This window comes from Pseudomonas simiae (assembly GCF_000934565.1).
Taxonomy (GTDB): Bacteria; Pseudomonadota; Gammaproteobacteria; order Pseudomonadales; family Pseudomonadaceae; genus Aquipseudomonas; species Aquipseudomonas simiae.
The window spans coordinates 1,801,140-1,822,542 of the sequence record NZ_CP010896.1; the positions used below are offsets into that span (position 1 = coordinate 1,801,140).

Here is a 21,403-nt window from a genome sequence, read left to right on the forward strand (position 1 = left end):
CCGTCTGGGGTGTGGAGATGGGCGTATTCTTCGCCCTTATCAACAGGAATTAAAATGAGCGAAAGCTTTGCGGAACTCTTTGAAGAAAGCCTAAAAACCCTGAACCTTCAGGCAGGCTCCATCATCACCGGTGTTATCGTTGATATCGATTACCAAGCTCGCTGGGTAACCGTTCACGCTGGTCTGAAGTCTGAAGCTCTGATCCCGCTGGAACAGTTCTACAACGATGCTGGTGATCTGACAATCAATGTCGGTGACGAAGTTCACGTTGCTCTGGACTCGGTTGAAGACGGTTTCGGTGAAACCAAGCTGTCCCGTGAAAAAGCCAAGCGCGCTGAATGCTGGATTGTTCTCGAAGCAGCCTTCGCAGCTGAAGAAGTGGTCAAGGGCGTTATCAACGGTAAGGTTAAAGGCGGCTTCACTGTCGACGTTAACGGCATCCGTGCGTTCCTGCCAGGTTCTTTGGTCGACGTTCGTCCTGTGCGCGACACCACGCACCTGGAAGGCAAAGAACTCGAATTCAAGGTCATCAAACTCGACCAGAAGCGCAACAACGTTGTCGTTTCCCGTCGCAGCGTCCTGGAAGCAGAGAACTCCGCCGAGCGTGAAGCTCTGCTGGAATCCCTGCAGGAAGGCCAACAAGTCAAAGGTATCGTCAAGAACCTCACCGATTACGGCGCATTCGTCGATCTGGGTGGCGTCGATGGCCTGCTGCACATTACCGACATGGCTTGGAAGCGTATCAAGCATCCTTCCGAAATCGTCAACGTTGGCGACGAGATCGATGTCAAGGTTCTGAAATACGATCGCGAGCGCAACCGTGTTTCCCTGGGCCTGAAGCAACTGGGTGAAGATCCATGGGTTGCTATCAAAGCCCGTTACCCAGAAAGCACTCGCGTTACCGCGCGTGTGACCAACCTGACCGACTACGGCTGCTTCGCTGAGCTGGAAGAAGGCGTGGAAGGCCTGGTACACGTTTCCGAAATGGACTGGACCAACAAAAACATCCACCCTTCGAAAGTCGTACAAGTCGGCGACGAAGTGGAAGTTATGGTTCTGGACATCGACGAAGAGCGTCGTCGTATCTCCCTGGGCATCAAGCAGTGCAAATCTAACCCATGGGAAGATTTCTCTGGCCAGTTCAACAAGGGCGATAAAATCTCCGGCACCATCAAGTCGATCACCGATTTCGGTATCTTCATTGGTCTGGACGGCGGCATCGACGGCCTGGTTCACCTGTCCGACATCTCCTGGAACGAAGTGGGCGAAGAAGCTGTTCGTCGTTTCAAGAAGGGCGACGAGCTGGACACCGTTATCCTGTCGGTTGACCCAGAGCGCGAGCGCATCTCCCTGGGCATCAAGCAACTGGAAAGCGATCCGTTCTCCGAGTACGTTCAAGAGAACGACAAAGGCGCCATCGTTAAAGGCACTGTGAAAGAAGTTGACGCCAAAGGCGCCATCATCGTTCTGGCCGACGATATCGAAGCGACTCTGAAAGCCTCCGAAATCAGCCGTGACCGCGTTGAAGACGCGCGCAACGTTCTGAAGGAAGGCCAGGAAGTAGAAGCCAAGATCATCAGCGTTGACCGCAAGAGCCGCGTAATCCAACTCTCCATCAAGTCGAAAGACGAAGTGGAAGAGAAAGAAGCAATCCAGAGCCTGAAATCGGCTCCGGAAGCTGCACCAGGCGAGACCACCATGGCCTCCCTGCTGCGCGAAGCAATGGCTAAGCAGAACTAAGTTCTGTCAGGCCATAGAAAAAGGGCGACTTCGGTCGCCCTTTTTTGTGCCTGAAATTCGTTGAATCAACACCGAGAACCAAGGCGTATAGCTCAGTGTCAGAACTGATTGTAGTCTTAAGAAAAAAGCGGTTCTCGTGTTGTCGCTTCAATAAGGATTTGAATGAACAGGCTTATCGTAATGCTCGCAGTGGTCGTGCTTGCGGGCTGCTCCACCACCAGCGCGAAGACCCACGCCAAGCGCGGCGTCGGCGGCATCGAGATCGATTGCTCGGGCCTGGGTAACAAGTGGGAGAAGTGTGAAAAGCGCGCTGCACGAGAGTGCAAGATGCAGGGGTACAGGGTCATCACCAAGTCCAGCGACGCCGCGGACGAAGAGGGCGACTACCTGTTCGGCTGGAACCCCGCCGGCGCAGTAACTCGCACCATGCTGGTTATCTGTAATTGATGATGGAATGCGCCTATAGGAGGTTGCCATCGGTCCTGCAGATAAGTTGTCTAACGGGCTGTTCAAATTCATCAAGTCATGCTAAAACCTTCGAAGCGCTTTTCCTAGCTGCTTGAAAAAGAAGGGAAAAATATGACGAAGTCGGAGTTGATCGAACGAATTGTCACCCATCAAGGGCTGCTCTCATCCAAGGATGTCGAGCTGGCTATCAAGACTATGCTTGAGCAAATGTCCCAATGCCTGGCGACCGGTGATCGCATTGAGATCCGTGGGTTTGGGAGTTTTTCACTTCACTATCGCGCACCTCGTGTGGGTCGTAATCCAAAAACCGGCCAGTCCGTCAGTCTTGACGGCAAATTCGTACCTCATTTCAAGCCGGGGAAGGAATTGCGTGATCGGGTGAACGAAGACGAGGAAGAAGGCGTCTGATTGACTTTCAGGAGAACGTTATGGCTAGACTCAGGCGCTTTGCATCGATTGTATCTGTTTTGTTCTTCGCGCTCGTCGTCGTTTTTTTTGTGCTCGAGAATCAGCAAGGTGCAACACTGTCGTTTTTCGGTTGGTCCACGGTTGAGCTGCCAGTTTCAGTTTTCACCTTATTGGCGTTGCTGGTGGGAATGATCGTTGGTCCGGCGATAGCGGTCGTGTTCGGTCGTAAGAAAACCCGTCAGAAGGCTTGATCGGTATGTGCTTGGGGGCTGCCGTAGTCTAATGCTTGAACCCTGCGGCGTTCTATTCTCTTGGTAGACGTAACCTGACATAAGTCTGAGTTATTCCTCCTGTTTTAAGGTGAGAGTCTTTACTGTACTGATCAGGCTGTTGAGCGTTTATCTGTATGAAAACTTTCGTCATGTCACATCAATAACCAGTAGGCGTTAATCCCCCAAGGTGTCGGGTCTGGTTCCCGTCCTCTCATTACCGTTGAGGCATGCCCTCACGCATCTGTGTTCGCTTTTGACTTTAAGGACGCAGGCCTTAAAATAGCCACCAATTTCCATGCCCTTCATCTTTAACTGCACCACACAAAGCTTATTTTTCGGGCTGTTTGCTAACGAGCTTCGACGTTTTCCTTGAACCTCTTCACCGTTGAGTATTCCGGGGCGGCATGTTGGCTTTGTTGGTCTGCAGGCATTGAGGTGAGTGGCCGACTAGAAGCTTGTCGTGCTGTGCGCGTTGCTTTAGGACTTACTATGTTCAGCGGAAAAACGCTTCTAATCACCGGTGGCACCGGTTCATTCGGCAACGCCGTCCTCAAGCGTTTCCTCGACAGTGGTATCGCAGAAATCCGCATCTTCAGTCGCGATGAGAAGAAGCAGGACGACATGCGCAAGCGCTATGCCGACACCAAGCTGAAGTTTTACATAGGTGATGTGCGCGACTACCAGAGCGTTCTCAATGCCACTCGCGGCGTGGATTACATTTTTCACGCTGCCGCGCTGAAGCAGGTGCCTTCCTGTGAGTTTCATCCCATGGAGGCGGTCAAGACCAACGTTATTGGCACTGAAAATGTCCTGGAAGCCGCTATCCAGAATTCGGTCAAACGAGTGGTTTGCCTGAGTACCGACAAGGCTGTCTACCCCATCAATGCCATGGGTATCTCCAAGGCCATGATGGAAAAAGTCATGATTGCCAAATCTCGTAACGTGGATGATGCAAAGACAGTTATCTGCGGTACTCGCTACGGTAACGTCATGGCGTCACGGGGTTCTGTAATTCCTTTGTTCATCGAGCAGATTCGTGCAGGTAACGCGTTGACGTTGACCGACCCGAGCATGACTCGCTTCATGATGACGCTGGCTGATGCCGTAGACCTTGTGTTGTATGCTTTTGAACATGGTCGCAATGGTGATCTTTTTGTTCAGAAGGCACCGGCGGCGACAGTTGAAACCCTGGCCAAGGCCTTGACCGCAATGGTCGGCAAGCCTGAGCATCCTATTCAGGTTATCGGCACTCGTCATGGCGAAAAGTTGTTTGAAGCGTTGCTGAGCCGTGAAGAAATGGCTTGCGCTGAAGACAAGGGTGATTACTACCGCATCCCCCCTGATCTGCGTGACTTGAACTATTCGAAATTCGTGGAGCAGGGGGAAGAAAAAATCTCTCGCACGGAAGACTACAACTCTCATAACACCGAGAGGTTGGATGTGGCCGGCATGCAACGGCTGCTGCTCAAACTTGAGTTCATGAAGGCGATCCAGCGTGGCGAACTCGCTACGCCGGAGGAGTGAGTGATGAAGGTACTGATCACCGGCGCCAACGGTTTTGTCGGTAGGAACCTGATTGCGCATTTAAGTGAGCGCAATGATATCGACGTGGTCGCCTTCACCCGTGATAACAGCATCTCTCAATTGCCCGCGCTGGTTGCCGAGGTCGATTTTGTCTTCCACCTTGCAGGGGTCAATCGTCCGCAATCGTCCGATGAGTTCAAGGTGGGCAACACTGACTTGACCTTGGCCCTGTGCGACGCGATCAAAATGAGTGGCAAGCCCACTCCCGTGCTTTACACCTCCTCGACGCAGGCGGATCGAGATAATCCTTACGGTATCAGCAAGCTGGCTGCTGAGCATGCGTTGCACGATCTACAGGCGAGCCACGGTTCCAAGGTTCATGTCCTGCGCCTGCCCAACGTGTTTGGAAAATGGGCTCGGCCTGATTACAACTCGGCCGTGGCGACTTTCTGCCACAACATCACCCGAGGTCTGCCGATCCAGGTCAATGATCGACACGCGATGGTCAGCCTGGTTTACATCGACGATGTGGTCGACTGTTTCACTCAGCTAATGGACGCCGGCTCGCCTCAGGACTCAGTTGCTCAGGTGTCCCCGGTGTACAGCATTTCTGTGGGCGAGTTGGCGGATCAGTTGCATGCGTTTCGCGACAGTCGCGACACGCTGATCAGCGAGGCTGTGGGCACAGGCCTCGTGCGAGCACTTTACTCGACCTACGTCAGTTACCTGCCGGTCGAGCAATTTACCTACGACGTTCCGAAGTACGGTGACCCGCGCGGTGTTTTTGTTGAAATGCTGAAGACGCGGGACAGTGGGCAATTTTCTTATTTCACCGCCCACCCTGGCGTGACGCGTGGCGGTCATTACCACCACTCCAAGACCGAGAAATTCCTGGTAATCAAAGGCAAGGCCTGCTTTCGCTTTCGCCATATAGTATCAGGGGAGTTTTATGAGCTGTTTACCGAGGGTGAGCAGCCGCGGATAGTGGAAACGGTGCCAGGCTGGACTCACGACATTACCAATGTCGGGGAGGAAGAGATGATTGTCATGCTCTGGGCCAACGAGATCTTTGATCGTGAGCGCCCGGACACCTTTGCAATGCCGGTGGGTACTCAAGCCTGAGCATGGGTGCATCAGGCAATGCATGGGGCGGACGGCGCCGATGCCAATGATTCTGGAAGAGTGTTGAAATGAAAAAAATGAAAGTTGTCACGGTTGTGGGGACACGCCCTGAAATCATTCGATTGTCACGAGTGATTGCCAAGCTTGACGAACACTGTGAACACATTCTGGTGCATACCGGGCAGAACTACGATTACGAATTGAACGAGATTTTTTTCCAGGACCTCGGTATTCGCAAGCCTGACCATTTTCTCAACGCTGCTGGCGCAAGTGGTGCGCAAACGATCGGCAACGTGATCATTGCGGTGGATCAGGTGCTGGAGGAGGTGAAACCCGAAGCCCTCTTGATCCTCGGTGATACCAACAGCTGCATGGCTGTGATCCCGGCCAAGCGTCGTAAGATCCCGACATTTCACATGGAAGCCGGCAATCGCTGTTTTGACATGCGCGTGCCTGAAGAAATCAATCGCCGCATCGTTGATCACACCGCTGACATCAACCTGACCTACAGCAGCATTGCGCGTGATTACCTGTTGAGCGAAGGGCTGCCGCCGGACAGGGTGATAAAGACGGGCAGTCCTATGTTTGAAGTGCTCAATTACTACCGCGATGGCATCGAGGCTTCGGATGTACTGGGGCGGCTTGACTTGGAGGCCGGCAAGTTTTTCGTCGTGAGTGCGCATCGCGAAGAGAATATTGATTCCGACAAGAACTTCCTCAAGTTGGTCGAAGTATTGAACACCGTTGCTGCGCATTACGACTTGCCGGTGATCGTGACCACTCACCCTCGTACGCAAAAGCGCGTCGATGCCATGGGCGTTAGCTTCCACAAGAATGTGCAATTGCTCAAGCCGTTGGGGTTCAAGGACTACAACAAGTTGCAACTGACAGCCAAAGTGGTGTTGTCGGACAGCGGCACCATCAACGAAGAATCATCGATCCTCAATTTCCCCGCGCTGAATCTGCGTGAGGCCCATGAGCGGCCGGAAGGGATGGAAGAGGCGGCGGTCATGATGGTCGGTCTGGAAGTCGAGCGCGCCATGCAAGGCTTGCAGCTTCTGGAAAGCCAGGCCGCGGGGCAAGAACGGACGTTACGGCTTGTCGCGGATTACAGCATGCCCAATGTCGCTGAAAAAGTCGTTCGGATCATCCATAGTTACCGTGACTACGTCATGCGCACTGTATGGAAGCAATATTGAGTGGACATGCTCTCCCAGCAAAAGCCACTCAAGATTCTGGTGGTGACCCAGTACTTCTGGCCCGAAAATATGCGCATCAACAACATGGTCGAAGGCTTTGTCGCCAAAGGCCATGCGGTGACAGTGCTCACAGGTGTGCCCAATTATCCGGAAGGGCAGGTCTTTACCGATTTTCGGCGTGAGCCCGCGCAGTTTTCGAACTTTCGAGGGGCTCGTGTGATCAGGGTGCCGATGCTGGCGCGCGGCAAGGGCAACTTCACGCTGGCCTTGAATTACCTTTCGTATTTCAGCAGTGCCTCTATCGTGGGCAGTTACAAACTGCGTGGTGAGTCATTCGATTCGATTTTTGTGTATGGGGTATCGCCAATCATGGGGGCGATCCCGGCCCTGTTGCTTGGCCGCTTGAAAAAGGCCCCGGTACTCATTTGGGTGTTGGATCTGTGGCCGGAGAGCCTGAGGGCGGTTGGGGTTGTCAAGAGTCCCAGACTGCTTGGGCTTGTCGGCAAAGTGGTGTCCTGGATCTACAACCGTACCGATTACTTGTTGTTACAGTCGCGGTCGTTCGAGGAGAACGTCAAACAATACTGTACACGTGCAATGGGCGCAGATCGGCTCGTGTATTTTCCCAGTTGGGCTGAGGATGATTTTTCCGGCGAGGTACAGGCGTCTTCCGATCTGCTACAGAGCGACGATGCCGTGTTTACGATCCTCTTTGCCGGCAATATCGGTGATGCTCAGGATTTTCCGGCCATCATGGCTGCAGTCAAGGCTGTGAAGACAGACCTACCCGTGCGCTGGGTAATTGTGGGGGATGGCCGAGCCAGTCAATGGTTGGCCAAGCATGTGGCGGAAAACCGCATGGACAACGTCTTGCTGCTCGGCCGGCACCCTTTGGAAAAAATGCCGGCGCTGTTCGCCGTGGCTGACGCACTGCTGGTTTCGTTAAGGACAAACGACGTTTTCGAGAAAACCATCCCGGGTAAGGTCCAGGCTTACCTGGCATCGGGAAAACCCGTGATCGCCATGATTGACGGCGAAGCGGCCAACGTCGTTACCAGGTCGGGGGCAGGCATGGTCTGTGGTTCAGGCGATGCCCAGGGACTGGCAAGTATCGTGCGTACCATGGGCGCCTTGCCCAAGTCCGAGCTCGAGAGCATGGGCCTTTTGGGAAGGCGTTACTACCTTGAGCATTTTTCCAAAGAGAACTTGTTCGACCGCCTTGAAGCACTTTTCAGGAAGGCGACGTTGAGGCGGAACGAAAAATGACCGGAAATCTATGCTCACCGGCACCGCTCTTGGCAGTACAGCCTGGGCGATGCCTGCGCCAGTCAGTGTCGATCAGCAATGAATGCTAAGCCCTTTTGCCCGCATCTGTTTCAGGAACTGTTTCCTACATGACCATTTGGTTAGTGTTTACCGCCGTGCTCTCAGCATCGCTTCTATTGACTTGGGTCCTACGCCGTTATGCCCTATCGCGTAGTTTGATGGACATTCCCAATGGTCGCAGTTCGCATTCTGTACCGACGCCGCGAGGGGGGGGAGTCGCAATCGTACTGACCTACCTGGTGGCGTTGGTAGTCGTAGCTATTGCTGGCTGGATCAGTTGGGGTGTCGCGTGGCCATTGTTGGGGGCTGGGGCGTTGATCGCGGTCGTTGGTTTTCTCGACGATCATGGTCATATCGCAGCGCGCTGGCGTCTATTGGCCCACTTTGGCGCAGCGATCTGGGCGTTGGCCTGGATGGGAGGACTGCCCACGATCAGTCTTTTCGGCAATGAATTGGACCTTGGCTGGTTCGGGCACTTACTGGCAGCCTTGTATCTGGTCTGGATGCTGAACTTGTATAACTTCATGGACGGTATTGACGGTATTGCCAGCATCGAGGCCGTCTGCGCTTGTGCAGGCGCGTGCCTGGTGTACTGGCTGACTGGTCATGAAAACCTCATGCTTGCACCGATGCTGTTGGCGGTTGCGGTGCTTGGGTTTTTATACTGGAACTTCCCTCCCGCCCGCATTTTCATGGGCGATGCTGGGAGTGGCTTCCTGGGAGTGGTGATTGGCATCTTGTCGCTTCAGGCGGCGTGGGCTGCACCTGAGATGCTTTGGGTCTGGTTGATTTTGCTGGGCGTATTCGTTGTTGATGCGACCTTCACTTTAGGTCGACGCCTGTTGCGTGGGGACAAGGTCTATGAAGCGCATCGCAGTCACGCCTATCAGTTTGCATCCCGCGTGGCGGGGCGCCATTTGCCGGTTACGCTGACGGTGATGGCGATTAATTTGTTGTGGCTATTGCCTATCGCCCTCTTTGTCGGCCTGGGGTTTGACGGCGTTTTGGGGCTGCTGGTGGCGTATATTCCGTTGGTGTTGCTGGCTATCAAGTTTCACGCGGGGGAGCTTGAGAAAGCGTGATAATTGACTGGCGCTGTAGTTTCATGGGGCTGCTGCACACTCACATGACTGTCGTTTTTTGCTGGCAGTACTAGGGACTGAGGTATAAAAGGGTTTATGGATAGTTTACGTGCCCGATTGGTGGGCTTGCCGCGCAGGCAGAAACGTTTCTTGCAAGTGGCGACCGACATCGTTCTGGTATGGGCGGCGTTATGGTTGGCATTTGTCGTGCGCCTCGGGTTTGATGACCTCAACAACCCCTTCGTAGTCCATTTGTGGCTCTTTCTCAGTGCGCCGGTGATTGCCATCCCGCTTTTTATCCACTTTGGCATGTACCGGGCAGTCATGCGTTATTTCGGCAATGATGCGCTTATTGCGATCATCAAGGCCGTTAGTCTCTCCGCGTTGTTGCTGGCCCTTGTGGTGTACTTGTACAGCAATCACCAGACGGTGGTGCCACGTTCAATCGTATTCAACTATTGGTGGCTAAGCATGGTCATCATTGGCGGCTTGCGTTTGGCAATGCGTCAGTACTTTCAGGGGGACTGGTTTACCGCTGCGCAGCACGTGCCTTTCACCAGTCGTGATGATGGCCTTATCAAGGTGGCTATCTACGGGGCCGGTGCGGCGGGTAATCAATTGGTAGCGGCCTTACGCATGGGGCGGGTAATGCGTCCGGTCGCTTTTATCGATGATGACAGTGGCATCTCGGATCGCATCATTTCGGGGTTGCAGGTGTACAAACCCAAACGTATCCAGCAGATGATCGACGAGACTGGCGCTGAGGAACTGCTGCTGGCGATACCGTCATCCACGCGGGCTCGTCGCAGAGAGATACTGGGTTATCTGGAGGGTTACCCGCTGCATGTACGCAGTGTTCCCGGTTTTATGGACTTGGCCAGCGGTCGAGTCAAAGTCGACGATATCCAGGAAGTGGACATTGCTGACCTGCTGGGCAGAGATCCCGTCCCGGCGCAGCCTGAGTTGCTGGAGCGCTGCATCAAGCACCGTGTCGTGATGGTGTCCGGCGCGGGTGGCTCGATCGGATCGGAACTCTGCCGCCAGATTCTGACGCTGGAGCCTACCAGCCTGTTGTTGTTCGATCACAGTGAGTACAACCTTTACTGCATCCTCTCCGAACTTGAACAGCGCGTTCAATCAGAATCATTGAATGTAACGCTGCTGCCGATACTGGGTTCGGTGCGGCATCAGGACAAACTGCTGGAGGTCATGAATACCTGGTCGGTCGATACGGTCTACCATGCAGCAGCCTATAAACATGTGCCTATGGTGGAGCACAATATTGCCGAAGGTATTCTCAATAATGTAATTGGCACCCTTAATACCGCTCAGGCCGCCCTGCAGGCGGGTGTCGAGAACTTTGTACTTATTTCGACCGACAAGGCCGTGCGGCCAACCAACGTCATGGGTAGCACCAAACGGTTGGCGGAACTTGTTCTGCAAGCCTTGAGCAAAGAAGTGGCACCGACGTTGTTTGGTGATGCCTCGAACATCTCGCGGGTCAACAAGACCCGTTTCACCATGGTTCGCTTTGGCAACGTGCTGGGCTCGTCAGGTTCGGTCATTCCGCTGTTCCATAAGCAGATCCAGGCCGGCGGGCCCTTGACAGTGACCCATCCGAAAATAACCCGCTATTTCATGACGATACCCGAGGCGGCACAGCTGGTTATTCAAGCGGGTTCGATGGGGCAGGGGGGGGATGTCTTCGTGCTCGACATGGGCGAGCCTGTGAAAATCGTAGAGCTTGCCGAGAAGATGATTCATCTATCAGGCCTGAGTATCCGCTCCGACACCAATCCGCATGGGGATATCCTGATCAATTTCAGTGGGCTGCGGCCCGGTGAAAAACTGTATGAAGAATTGTTGATCGGCGACAACGTGGCTGCTACTCGTCATCCGATGATCATGCGGGCCAATGAAGAACTGTTGGGGTGGGAAGTGCTCAAAGCCCGGTTGCACGGGTTGTTGACGGCGGTTGAAGCGGGTGATTTTGCGCTCGTCAGGCAGCTCTTGAAAAACACCGTCAGTGGCTACAGTCCGGAAGGTGAAATTGTCGACTGGATGCACATTCAGCGACACCGCGAAGTCTGACATCGCCATGCCGCTCTGATGGGCCTGTCTTCCGGTCCATCAGAGCTCACAATAGAGCGCGATAGCCTTTACATTAGAGCTTCCACAACTTTTTGTTCAGTCGGAAGCTCGACAGGTAGACGAACAGCCTCGATAGGTTCATGAACCGATTGGGGCCTACCACGTACAGAATTCCCTTCAGTAAAGAATTGATGATCTGGAGCTTTCCGGAGTGAGTTTGCGCATCGCCAAACCCGGCGGGTTTGTATTGCCCACCTGCCTCGAACAAGTAGTTCTTCTTGGCAAATGTGTAAACAGGGCCGTTGGCATCAAAGGGGTCATGGCCGGTGGGTAGCTCATCCAGTACGCTGGCGTAGGCCCTTCTCAGCGTGGGGGATATGTATTTTCCATCGCTCATGTAATCAAATGCATAGGCTGCGCTGGAGGGGAAGGATGAGAAGTTGGAGAGTCGTTCTTTGTAATAGAAACTAACTTCCTGAAGGTCTTCACGTTTTTTCTCTCTTCCCGCAAATGCACGCTTGCTCAACAGTGCCGGGTTCTTCTCGTCAAACGAACTGAAATGGAAGAAAACCAGTGGGCATTCCCCGTTTACTGTATAGCCACCCCGGCCGTCAGGCGAGAGGGTTCGTTCATGGCTATTCCAAAAAGCCACGTTGTAACCAAGATTGAATGACACGTGCAGGGTCGGGAAGAAACAGGGAGCGATACTGACCCATTTCTGATCTGTCGAAAGTCCGAATTGCGTTTCGAAATAGCAGTGCTCCAGGCAGCGCTCATTCCACCACTGGAGAAACCGTATGCCTTCTGAGGTATTGGAAACCGCGTAGAAGCCCAGGTTGAAGGAGCCAAAGCGCAGCATCCCGATATCACCTTCAACATGAGGTGTGACGTAGTGGGGCGTTAGAATGATATCCCGCGTGTCGAGCTCTCTCCATAAGCCATCGAGGCGGCTAAATACGCAGGTATCCGGGTCCAGGAAGACCACCTTGTCGTGCTGCTCAAGGAGCTTTAAGGTGATCCAGGGCTTGAGGCTGGTGCTGAACTCGACGATGTCGTATTTGAAGGCGTAGTGCCGTACGTCGGCCAATCCGATCTCTTCAACCCAATAAAACTCCGCCAGGTCGGTCGGGAGGTCTATCTCGACCTTGCGATCAAAAATATAGATCTTCAGTTTCGGCTGATCGAATTTATCCAATGACTCGGCCAGCACCAGCGCCTTGGATAAATAAGCCAGATTACATACGGTAAAAATGGCTGAGCGCTCGCCGGTCATGCCTTTTTCATCAGTCACGTTTAAAAATTCCTAATGTATTGATTACCCTGACGAGGATCTGGGAGGCGCAATAGAGGGTCAGTAATCTAGTTATTCTCAGCGCGAAACCAACCTGGCGGCTCTTGAGCGCAGAAAAGATAAGTTTGAGATTCGAAGCAACAGTGTCTTTTATTCTGGACCCTGAATAGGCCCGCATTGAATACGTGCGGCCCGCGATGCGATAGCGACTATCAGCCTGCTCCGTGACATGATCGAAACCCGGTGTGGCACCGCAGACGCCAATGCGATAGCCCTTGTTTAACGAATCCAGGCAGAGCTTATAATCCACACTGTCGACGAAGTAGCTGCAGTCCATCCAATCAAGGGCATTGAGTTTATCCAGAAAGTAAAGGCTGCCGCTGTTGATAAGTAAAGGTACATCCCGTACCCGGGCGCTTCCATCGGCTTTAAAGGCAATTGCGCTGAACTCGCTGTAGGCGTCGATGTTGTCGGCATAGTTGTTTTCTATATAAGACAGTGTTTCGCTGCTGAACCCGGTGTCCTGATCAAAAAACAGCAGCGCTGAATGACCTTGTTGGTAGGCATTGGCACACACTGTTGAAATGCCGATGCCCAGCCCCAGATTTTTGCCACAGGTGAAATAATGGATGCGCGGGTCAGGCTCAGCGAGTTCTCGCACGTTGGTAACGTCAGGTGAGTTGTCGAACACGTAGACTTCAAATCCATTCGACGACGTCAATTCGAGCCTGCGCAATAATTCAGCGCCTGCGTGATAGACAACAATACCTACTGCAATCTTACGCGTCATGCCATACCTTTGATGTGTGGAGCCGCCTGTGCTGGGTCACGCTTAAACATTCAACCATTTGCTCTCTTTATCGCTCCAGACTTTCACGACCCTGGCAGGGCAGCCCACAGCAATGACATGACTGGGGATATCTTTGGTGACAATGCTGTTGGCGCCGATGATCGACCCATTGCCAATAGAGGTGTTCGGCAGTACGACGACATTGTCCCCGATCCATACGTTATCGCCAATGGTCACGGGGCCGCTGCTGGCCAGCTTTCTTTCAAAAGGTGTTTCGTAGGGGCTGGATTGGTTCTCCCCCGAGTAGGCGCCGTGGGAATGGTCGGTGATGTGAATCTTGCTGCCCATCAAGACATTGCGACCAATCGTTATTTTGTTGCAACACGCTATATGCAAATGGTCGCTGGCGGAGAAGTTCTCACCAATGTCGACCTGCGGCTGGTACTTGAACGTAAGGTATTGAGAGATCGCGTGTAGCCAGAGCCCTTCACCTACCCTGAAGTTATTACCCAGCGTAATGTGTTCCAGGCCAAAGACCTTGGGCGCACGGCCAAGGTAGGCACGTCGCCCGGGGGCTGGGAAGGCTCTGAGATGAATAAACGCTCGCCATACTAAAAGACATTGCCCGAACACCATAGGAACGATAAAGACGTGATGTTGCTTGAGTTTTTTTAAAAAATAGGACACCGCGGTCTACTCATGTTGGCTGGCGTAAACAGGTGGAAGCAAACTATTGGTTTGTCACCGGTAGAGTGCGTGTGCGTTTGAGATAGAGGTTGACCACCTTGCTGAGCATCGATCTTGGTACGACTGATATCACCATGACGATCCAGCTAGGGTAGGCTACGGAAAGCCTGAGGTCCGGTCGGTACGCTTTATAGATGCCGTAGTTTAACAACCCCCTGGCCCTCAGAGACAGCATACCCTTGATCGTGAACGCGCCGGATACTTGGCCAAAGCGGGTGCAGGCTTCAAGTTTTCCTTGCAATGAATAGCTGACCGGTAACGAAAATATAAAGTTTACCCAGCAGGTCAGGCCGATCTTGAATATTTTGTCTGTGTGGGCCCAGCTGGTTTTTGTGAGGTGCGGGCTTTCAAGTGACGTAATGGACACCTGGGGTAACCAATGAATTTGAAAGGGGCGGTTCGCAATAGACTCGAAGATGATACCTGTTTGTATGAAGTTTGAATCGTGATAGCGAGAAAAGTTGGCATCATTTATCAGTGCTTTGCTATAGATCAAGCAACTCATGCAGCTCATGAGCCCTGCGAGATCTTGTAACAATGCATTGGCGTCTTGATAGGTGGATTCTGGCGTTTCAATCTTGCCTACCAGATTTACCAGTACGGCGTCGTAAGGGGTGTTTGTATTTAAGCGAGTCAATACCTTGTCGAGGTCGTCGGCACAGAATTGAGAGGTATCGCCCAACAGCCATGTGTACGCGGTGTCCGATAAAGACAGTGCTTTTTCAAAGTTTAAATCAGCACCCAGGTTTTCGTGGTTACGTGAGTAGTGCAACAGGGGGTATTCGGCTTTCCATTTCTCGACAACCTGAAAGGTTTCATCTGTCGAGGCATTATCGGAAATGAAAATTTGAATGTTGTGGTGCTTTAGTATCGGCAGGTGTGCGGCCAGCGAACTGTCAAGGAAGTCCGCTCGGTTGTAGGTAGGCAGTGCAATGGACAATACAGGGTTAGGCTGAAGACTCATGATGAACGCCTTTTGAAAGATCTAAAAATCCAATAAACCCACGGCAAGACCAAGACGTACGCACTTGTGAAGCCAGAGAACAGGTATTCAAATGGAAGGTACTTCGCAGCCAGCAAGGTAGTGATCGCGACATATAGCCCGTTGACGACCGATACCACGACCAATGGTTCTTTTTTATAGGCCCTCATGTAGATCGCCATTGCATTGACGATTAACTGCATCAGCCATCCTGTACTGACCATCAACAGAGGGAGGGTGGGCAGCAGGCGGTTCTCTATCAACGGCTGGCCCTCCATCAGCCATAGGCCAGTGAAGAGCGTTACCATACCCATTGCATAAGTCGCTATTGCCAGTGCTAAGCCTTTTTTGAAGGCTTGATCGAGCGCCGTTGTATTACGATGGGCCGCATACATATTTATTTTTGGGGTGATAATGGTTACCCATATGTTCGCGATGCTGAACATGGCCATGCAAATCGCCATTGAAAAGCCAACTTGGCCCGCTTGTACGGCCCCGTGATAGCTGAAGGACAGGGGGGTAAATATAGACAGTACAAAATAGCCGCTGATCCAGCTCAATGCGAAGCGCCACAGGAGCGGCATTATTTCCTTGAACCAAGGGTGGCTGTTGACTTTTGTCAGTTTATAAAGCTGTCCCAACATGGCTTTGTAGCGATGAAGGATTATTGAGGTGCCTGCCAGTGCACCGGCTAATAACGAAAAGGCCAGAGCATACAAGTCTGCGCCGCTGATCAGCAGGATGACGGTCACGCACACACTGATCACGCTGATGTGGAAACGAATTTTCTGAATGTCACCAACACTGTCGCATCCTTCGATGAATGACAGTGCAATGCTATTAATGAATACAATGACGGATGCCACACCGTACACCAACCACGGTAGTTGCCAGTTGACCAGGGAGGTCTTTCCATTGAGTATGAAATACCCGATCAACAGCACGGCCGGGAAAACAACGAGCGCCATGGCGCCGGCCCAGCGCATGGCGAACGATAATAATGTCGCCAATCGGCTGATGTGCTCAGGTGTGCCACAAAGTTCTTTCTGATTGTTGAACTTGAGGTGTGCAAACTCATGCGAGGCGAACAATAGCAGTACGGCAGAAAATCCCATGTCTGCGAACACGGCAAGTGCGGCCATACTGATGAAGGTGTACCAGTATCCTTGGGCTTCGGACGACAGGTAAAGGGGGACTAGGATGAGCAACGCAGGTCCCGAGAGTAATCGCCATAACTGATTTATTGCAGTGTTGCGAAAGTCATGATCGAATATTTTTTTATAGTTCATTTGATGAATTGACATCTTTCGATTTCATGAGTCAATCCTTCAATGGAATTGAAATGTGGGGTGTAGCCCAATGTCGATGCCATTCTGTTTTCGGAGTAATAGTGCTGCTTTGCGCCGGTAGCATTAATGTGTTGGGTGGCTTTTTCGGTGGTGTATTGCAGGCCGAAATTACTCTGAAGATGGTCGAGTATTGAGAACTTGTCGGCTGGGGCTTTGGTATAGCAATCGACAGCTATATTGAGGTCGCCATTGAAGGCCAATGCCTTGGATATCAGCGTGTAAAAGTCCAAAGGGGTTATGTAGTCACGAAACATGTTGGCGGGAGACGTCGTCAGTACGGTGTTGTCCTTGATTGCGCGGACAGCGTCGGTCATGAAGTAACGTGCACTCAAGTCTTGTGTGTGACTGAAGTAGTTGAATACCCGGATATCCACAATGCTAAGACCCTGAAGCGCTCGGTGCCTCGTCTCGGCATAAAACTTTGCGACAGCGTACCAATCCGTTGTTTTCAAATTGTTTATGTCAAACGTGGCGAGTGTCTGGGCTTGCGCGGGGGTTTCGAAATCACCGCCATAAGCTGCACCACTGCTCAGAAATATATAGCGGCACTTGTTGTTGGCTTTGAGATAGTCGAGTGCGAGTTTGTCATACTCATAGGTGATATCGAAAATGGCAGACCCCATTTTCGATGCCACTGCAGGGTCACCGACCCCTACAAAGTTAATGATTGCATCGAACGCAGTGTTGCGATCGAAATCGGCGTATTCAAAGATTTTGATACTTCGTTGTCCTGTGGGTATCAATGCCGATGTGTCGAGTTTGTTTTTGTCCCGCACGAACAGGCTCAGGTCGAACGTTCGAGCTGCGGCGAGTGAACGGGTCAGGTCCTGGGCAATTTGGCTGTTCGCGCCGAATATTGCGATGTGCATCAGCGTGCTGTCCGCGTTTTTTCAGGCAACTGCTGATCAATCGAGCGGCCAAATTCCAGCCGAGGACGGCATTCTCGGGCGTCGGGCATCATCAGTTCGATCAGTGCGGGACGGGGTGATTCAATAAACATCCCGACCTGCGCCGCAAATTCCTCATGGGTGCTCACGACCGTGGAGCTGATGCCGTAAGCCTCACCAATGGCTTTGAACTGTGAGGTGTAGCCGTTCCAGTAGGTCGACGAGTTACGGCCTTCGAAATACATTTCCTGGAACCCGCGGACCATTCCCAGAGAGTGATTGTTAAGCACAATGATCAAGACGGGCAGTTGATCGCGGGCGATGATATCCAGTTCCTGGATATTGAGCTGGGCGCCCCCGTCACCTGTTATGACAATGACAGGTTTGTTGCCTGCATTGCAGGCGCCAATGGCCGCGGGGATCGCGAACCCCATGGTGCCCAGGCCACCTGAGTGGTGCATGGATTGGCCAGGGCTCAATCGCAACGTGTGTGCTGCCCACATCTGATTGTTGCCGACGTCGGCGACGAAATCGACACCATGCCCTTTGGTCAAAGCGCCAAGGGTTGAGCAGATGACGAAGGGGCTCACTGACCAATCAGTGTATTCATCGACAAAGCTCTGATCGAAATCAGCTCGCAAATCAGCAGCCCAGGCAGCCCATGCCGCGTTTTCTTGCACTTCGCAAAGGGGGAAGTCTGCGAAGAAGGTGTTCAGTTCCATCACGTAGGAGGCGTGCGCCTTAACGCGGTTGTTCAGTTGCCCTTCCATCAGGTCGATCTGGAAAACCTTGGCTTTGCGGGCGAAGTCCTCGGGTTTGGCACCGGTTTGCCGAACATCCAGGCGGCTGCCCAGTACCAGCAGAAAGTCGCAATTCTGCACGGCATGATTGGCTGCACGCGTTCCATAAGCGCCGAGCATGCCCAGGTAATTGGCGCTCGCCGGGATCTTTTCAGCCCCTTTCAAGCTGGCTACGTAAGGGATACCAGACGTCTCCAACTGATTGAGCCAATGTGCGAAGTTAGGCGTGTTGACGGCCCCCCCGCCCAGCAGGATCAACGGGTTCCGAGCGCAAGCCAGTGCATTGCTGATCGTCTCGAGGTCGGCTGCTTGCAGTGGCGCTGCAATCTGTTGCGCGCAAGGCAACAAAAACGCGCTGACCGCGGCATCATCGATGTCGGTTCGCTGAATATCCATCGGGATATCCAGCAGTACCGGGCCTGGTCGTCCTTCCCTGGCGAGGTCGATAGCCTTTTGTAAGCACGGAAGCAACTCGTCTACATGCCTGACCTGATAGGCGTACTTGGTAATACTGCTGACCAGCGCCACGCTATCCAGCTCCTGGAAACCCTGTTGGCGGATATTTCTCTCGCCCTTGAGTTCGTAGGTGTTGACCTGGCCCGTCAAGAAAAGACACGGATGGCTATCAAGCCAGCAATCGGCGATGCCGGTGATCAGGTTGGTGGCGCCGGGACCACTTGTGCCCAGGGCGACGCCGAGCACTTCGTGATGTGTGGCGCGGGAAACTGCGGATGCAGCAAACGCGGCCCCTTGTTCATGGTGAACCGAGACCAGCTTGGTCTTGCCCAACTGATTGATGCTGTCAACCAGGTGCGTGATCATTCCGCCGATCAACTCATAACCATACAGAACCTTGTTCTGCGCAAGAACCAACGCTACCGCATCTGATGCTTTCATTGTTTAGAAACCGATCCCGAAAAACTCTTCCAGCTTTTCACCCACAAAATCGAAATGTTCCTGGCCCAACGAAGGCTGTACACCGAGCCAGAAGGTCTGATTCATGGTGCGGTCGGTATTCGTCAGTTCGCCAACCACACGGTACTCCAGGTTCTGGAAGTAAGGCTGGCGTGTCAGGTTGCCGGCGAATAGCAGGCGCGTGCCGATTTTGTGCTGGTCAAGGTACTTGAGCAGGTCGACTCGTTTGACCCCGCTGCTTTCCTTGAGCGTCACCGGGAAACCGAACCACGATGGGTCGCTGTTAGGGGTTGCCTCGGCAATTTCGAGGAATTCGGACAGGCTGGACAAGCGCTCCTTGAGCAGCGCGAAGTTGCGCTTGCGCGTATCGATGAAGTCCTGGGCGCGTTCGAGCTGGGCCAGGCCGCAGGCGGCTTGCATGTCGGTGATTTTCAGGTTGTAGCCCAAATGCGCGTACACGTACTTGTGGTCATAACCTTGGGGCAAGCTGCCATATTGCTGGCCGAAACGGTCGCCGCAGGTGTTGTCACAACCCGGTGCGCAGTAGCAATCGCGGCCCCAGTCGCGGAACGACTCGGCAATCACCTTGAGCATCGGGTTGTTGGTGAACACTGCACCACCTTCGCCCATGGTGATGTGGTGCGCGGGGTAGAAGCTGAGGGTGGCGATGTCACCGAAAGTGCCTACCAGCTTACCGTCATAGGTTGCACCCAAGGCATCACAGCAGTCCTCCACCAGCCACAGGTTGTACTTTTCGCACAGGGCTTTGACCTTGCCCAGGTTGAATGGGTTGCCTAGGGTGTGGGCAAGCATGATTGCCTTGGTTTTTGGCGTGATGGCCGCTTCGATCAGGTCGGCGTTGATGTTGTGGGTGGCCATGTCAACGTCAACGAACACCGGGATCGCGCCGAATTGAACGATGGGGTTGACCGTGGTCGGGAAGCCCGCAGCCACGCCAATCACTTCATCGCCTTTCTTGATCGCGCGCTCACCGAGTTTGGGTGAGGTCAGGGTGCTGAAGGCAACCAGGTTGGCGGAAGAGCCGGAGTTGACCGACAGTAGGAATTTGACACCGATGAACTCAGCGAGCTTTTTCTCGAATTCGGCATTGAAACGGCCAGTGGTCAGCCATCCATCCAGGGAGGCCTCGACCATCAACTGCAACTCCCGCGCACCGATCACTTTGCCGGACGGTGGAATGACAGTTTCGCCGGCCACGAACGGCTTGCTCGCCAATGCAATGTTGGCGTACTGCTCGACGAGCTTGCTGATTTCCTGGCGGAGCATATCGGGTGTCATGAAAAATCCTGCTAAAAAATAGAGTTAGTTGCTGCTGGCATGCATGGCGAGCATGTAGGCATTGATTTCTTCCAGGCAAAGGGCCTGCATGTCGTTGCCGCTCAACCAGGCACGATGCCAGGTAACAATCCGGGCGAGCGTGGTTTCGAGGTTCCAGCTGGGGGCCCAGTGCAAGTGGGCGCGCGCCTTGGAAATATCTAGCTTGAGGTAGTTGGCCTCATGCGGTTGCGGGTCCTGGTCCAGTTGCCAACGGGCACCTGTACCCCAAGCCTGTACCATGTGATCGAGGATCCACTCCACAGGGCGTGCATCTTCATCCTTGGGACCGAAATTCCAGCCCTGGGCAAAACGATGCCCATGGGTCCAGAGATGTTGTGCCAACACAAGGTAACCGCTCAGCGGCTCCAGCACGTGTTGCCACGGCCGGGTGGACTTCGGATTGCGTATCGTGACGGGCTGACCCTTCTCGAAGGCACCGAGAATATCAGGTATCAGCCGGTCTTCCGCCCAATCGCCGCCGCCAATCACATTGCCGGCCCTGCCGGACGCCAACGCAGCACCTTGCGGGTCATTGAAAAATGACTTGCGGTAGGCGCTGGTGATCAGCTCCACGCAGCCTTTGCTGTTGCTGTACGGGTCGTGACCACCCATGGGTTCGTCTTCACGATAGCCCCATTCCCACTCACGGTTTTCATAGCATTTGTCGGTGGTGACGTTGACGATAGCCCGCAGGTTGGGGCATTGGCGTGCGGCTTCCAGCACATGCAGGGTGCCCATTACGTTAGTGGCGTAGGTCTCGACGGGTTCGCGATAGGACAAACGGACCAACGGCTGCGCCGCCATGTGGATCAACACGTCGGGGTTGAAGCTCACCATGCTTTGGGCGATTACTGCGCGATCACGAATATCGCCTTGCTCCGACTCCATGCCTTGGGCCACCTTGGCCTCGACGAACAGGGCAGGGTGTGTCGGTGGCGCCAGGGCAAACCCCTTAACCTGCGCGCCCATGCTCGTTAGCCATAGCGCCAGCCAGCTACCTTTGAACCCGGTATGGCCGGTCAGGAAGACTCTTTTGCCTTGCCAGAAGGTAGGAGAAACGGTCGACTTCATA

19 protein-coding genes are annotated in these 21,403 nt (G+C 53.4%); 10 read left to right on the forward strand and 9 right to left on the reverse strand.

Going from position 1 to position 21,403, the window contains the following annotated elements; all coding sequences use genetic code 11:
• Nucleotides 1–54: 54 nt before the first annotated feature.
• The 10 genes from rpsA (at nucleotide 55) to PF1751_RS08225 (ending at nucleotide 11,232) form a co-directional block, all read left to right on the forward strand.
• Nucleotides 55–1,740, forward strand: a complete 1,686-nt coding sequence (rpsA, locus tag PF1751_RS08180; protein ID WP_010211953.1) for a 30S ribosomal protein S1 — start codon at nucleotides 55–57, stop codon at nucleotides 1,738–1,740.
• 162 nt (nucleotides 1,741–1,902) lie between these two features.
• Nucleotides 1,903–2,187 carry a lipoprotein gene (locus tag PF1751_RS08185; protein ID WP_042570764.1) on the forward strand — a complete coding sequence of 95 codons (285 nt, stop codon included), beginning with the start codon at nucleotides 1,903–1,905 and terminating at the stop codon, nucleotides 2,185–2,187.
• Between the two features lie 132 nt (nucleotides 2,188–2,319).
• On the forward strand, nucleotides 2,320–2,616 hold the full coding sequence (gene ihfB, locus PF1751_RS08190; RefSeq protein ID WP_003218804.1) for an integration host factor subunit beta: 297 nt from the start codon (nucleotides 2,320–2,322) through the stop codon (nucleotides 2,614–2,616).
• A 20-nt stretch (nucleotides 2,617–2,636) separates the two neighbouring features.
• A complete protein-coding gene (locus PF1751_RS08195; RefSeq protein WP_010211950.1) occupies nucleotides 2,637–2,867 on the forward strand; it encodes a lipopolysaccharide assembly protein LapA domain-containing protein in 231 nt (76 codons plus the stop codon).
• Between the two features lie 510 nt (nucleotides 2,868–3,377).
• The gene (locus PF1751_RS08200) at nucleotides 3,378–4,412 is read left to right on the forward strand and encodes a polysaccharide biosynthesis protein (protein ID WP_010211948.1); all 1,035 of its coding nucleotides are present in this window, start codon (nucleotides 3,378–3,380) and stop codon (nucleotides 4,410–4,412) included.
• Between the two features lie 3 nt (nucleotides 4,413–4,415).
• Nucleotides 4,416–5,534, forward strand: coding sequence for a UDP-2-acetamido-2,6-beta-L-arabino-hexul-4-ose reductase (wbjC, locus tag PF1751_RS08205; protein ID WP_038452973.1), 1,119 nt, complete (start codon nucleotides 4,416–4,418; stop codon nucleotides 5,532–5,534).
• A 68-nt stretch (nucleotides 5,535–5,602) separates the two neighbouring features.
• Complete coding sequence (gene wecB, locus PF1751_RS08210; RefSeq protein ID WP_010211946.1) at nucleotides 5,603–6,733, forward strand: non-hydrolyzing UDP-N-acetylglucosamine 2-epimerase; 1,131 nt, start codon at nucleotides 5,603–5,605, stop codon at nucleotides 6,731–6,733.
• Between the two features lie 6 nt (nucleotides 6,734–6,739).
• Nucleotides 6,740–7,999 (forward strand): glycosyltransferase family 4 protein, encoded by a 1,260-nt coding sequence (locus PF1751_RS08215; RefSeq protein ID WP_031290440.1) that lies wholly within the window; start codon nucleotides 6,740–6,742, stop codon nucleotides 7,997–7,999.
• A gap of 128 nt (nucleotides 8,000–8,127) precedes the next feature.
• Nucleotides 8,128–9,141, forward strand: coding sequence for an MraY family glycosyltransferase (locus PF1751_RS08220; RefSeq protein WP_010211944.1), 1,014 nt, complete (start codon nucleotides 8,128–8,130; stop codon nucleotides 9,139–9,141).
• A gap of 96 nt (nucleotides 9,142–9,237) precedes the next feature.
• On the forward strand, nucleotides 9,238–11,232 hold the full coding sequence (locus PF1751_RS08225) for a polysaccharide biosynthesis protein (protein ID WP_010211942.1): 1,995 nt from the start codon (nucleotides 9,238–9,240) through the stop codon (nucleotides 11,230–11,232).
• Nucleotides 11,233–11,305: 73 nt separating this feature from the next.
• Here PF1751_RS08225 and PF1751_RS08230 read toward each other — a convergent pair whose 3' ends face one another.
• From PF1751_RS08230 to rfbG, 9 genes are read right to left on the reverse strand one after another with little or no spacing between them, the layout of a single operon-like run.
• Nucleotides 11,306–12,523 (reverse strand): glycosyltransferase family protein, encoded by a 1,218-nt coding sequence (locus PF1751_RS08230; protein ID WP_010211941.1) that lies wholly within the window; start codon nucleotides 12,521–12,523, stop codon nucleotides 11,306–11,308.
• Entirely contained in the window at nucleotides 12,516–13,313 is a 798-nt protein-coding gene (locus PF1751_RS08235; RefSeq protein ID WP_010211940.1) for a glycosyltransferase, read from the reverse strand. The genes PF1751_RS08230 and PF1751_RS08235 overlap by 8 nt, the downstream gene beginning before the upstream one ends.
• A gap of 42 nt (nucleotides 13,314–13,355) precedes the next feature.
• Entirely contained in the window at nucleotides 13,356–14,000 is a 645-nt protein-coding gene (locus PF1751_RS08240) for a DapH/DapD/GlmU-related protein (protein ID WP_010211938.1), read from the reverse strand.
• A 43-nt stretch (nucleotides 14,001–14,043) separates the two neighbouring features.
• A complete protein-coding gene (locus tag PF1751_RS08245; RefSeq protein ID WP_021490942.1) occupies nucleotides 14,044–15,024 on the reverse strand; it encodes a glycosyltransferase family 2 protein in 981 nt (326 codons plus the stop codon).
• Nucleotides 15,021–16,346: a hypothetical protein gene (locus PF1751_RS08250; protein ID WP_226994543.1), complete on the reverse strand. Its 1,326-nt coding sequence runs from the start codon at nucleotides 16,344–16,346 to the stop codon at nucleotides 15,021–15,023. The genes PF1751_RS08245 and PF1751_RS08250 overlap by 4 nt, the downstream gene beginning before the upstream one ends.
• A complete protein-coding gene (locus tag PF1751_RS08255) occupies nucleotides 16,328–17,260 on the reverse strand; it encodes an NAD-dependent epimerase/dehydratase family protein (protein ID WP_038452977.1) in 933 nt (310 codons plus the stop codon). The genes PF1751_RS08250 and PF1751_RS08255 overlap by 19 nt, the downstream gene beginning before the upstream one ends.
• On the reverse strand, nucleotides 17,260–18,975 hold the full coding sequence (locus PF1751_RS08260; protein WP_042570769.1) for a thiamine pyrophosphate-binding protein: 1,716 nt from the start codon (nucleotides 18,973–18,975) through the stop codon (nucleotides 17,260–17,262). The genes PF1751_RS08255 and PF1751_RS08260 overlap by 1 nt, the downstream gene beginning before the upstream one ends.
• A gap of 3 nt (nucleotides 18,976–18,978) precedes the next feature.
• Entirely contained in the window at nucleotides 18,979–20,292 is a 1,314-nt protein-coding gene (gene rfbH / locus PF1751_RS08265) for a lipopolysaccharide biosynthesis protein RfbH (RefSeq protein ID WP_021490939.1), read from the reverse strand.
• A gap of 24 nt (nucleotides 20,293–20,316) precedes the next feature.
• Nucleotides 20,317–21,402 carry a CDP-glucose 4,6-dehydratase gene (gene rfbG, locus PF1751_RS08270; protein ID WP_021490938.1) on the reverse strand — a complete coding sequence of 362 codons (1,086 nt, stop codon included), beginning with the start codon at nucleotides 21,400–21,402 and terminating at the stop codon, nucleotides 20,317–20,319.
• Nucleotide 21,403 lies beyond the last annotated feature (1 nt).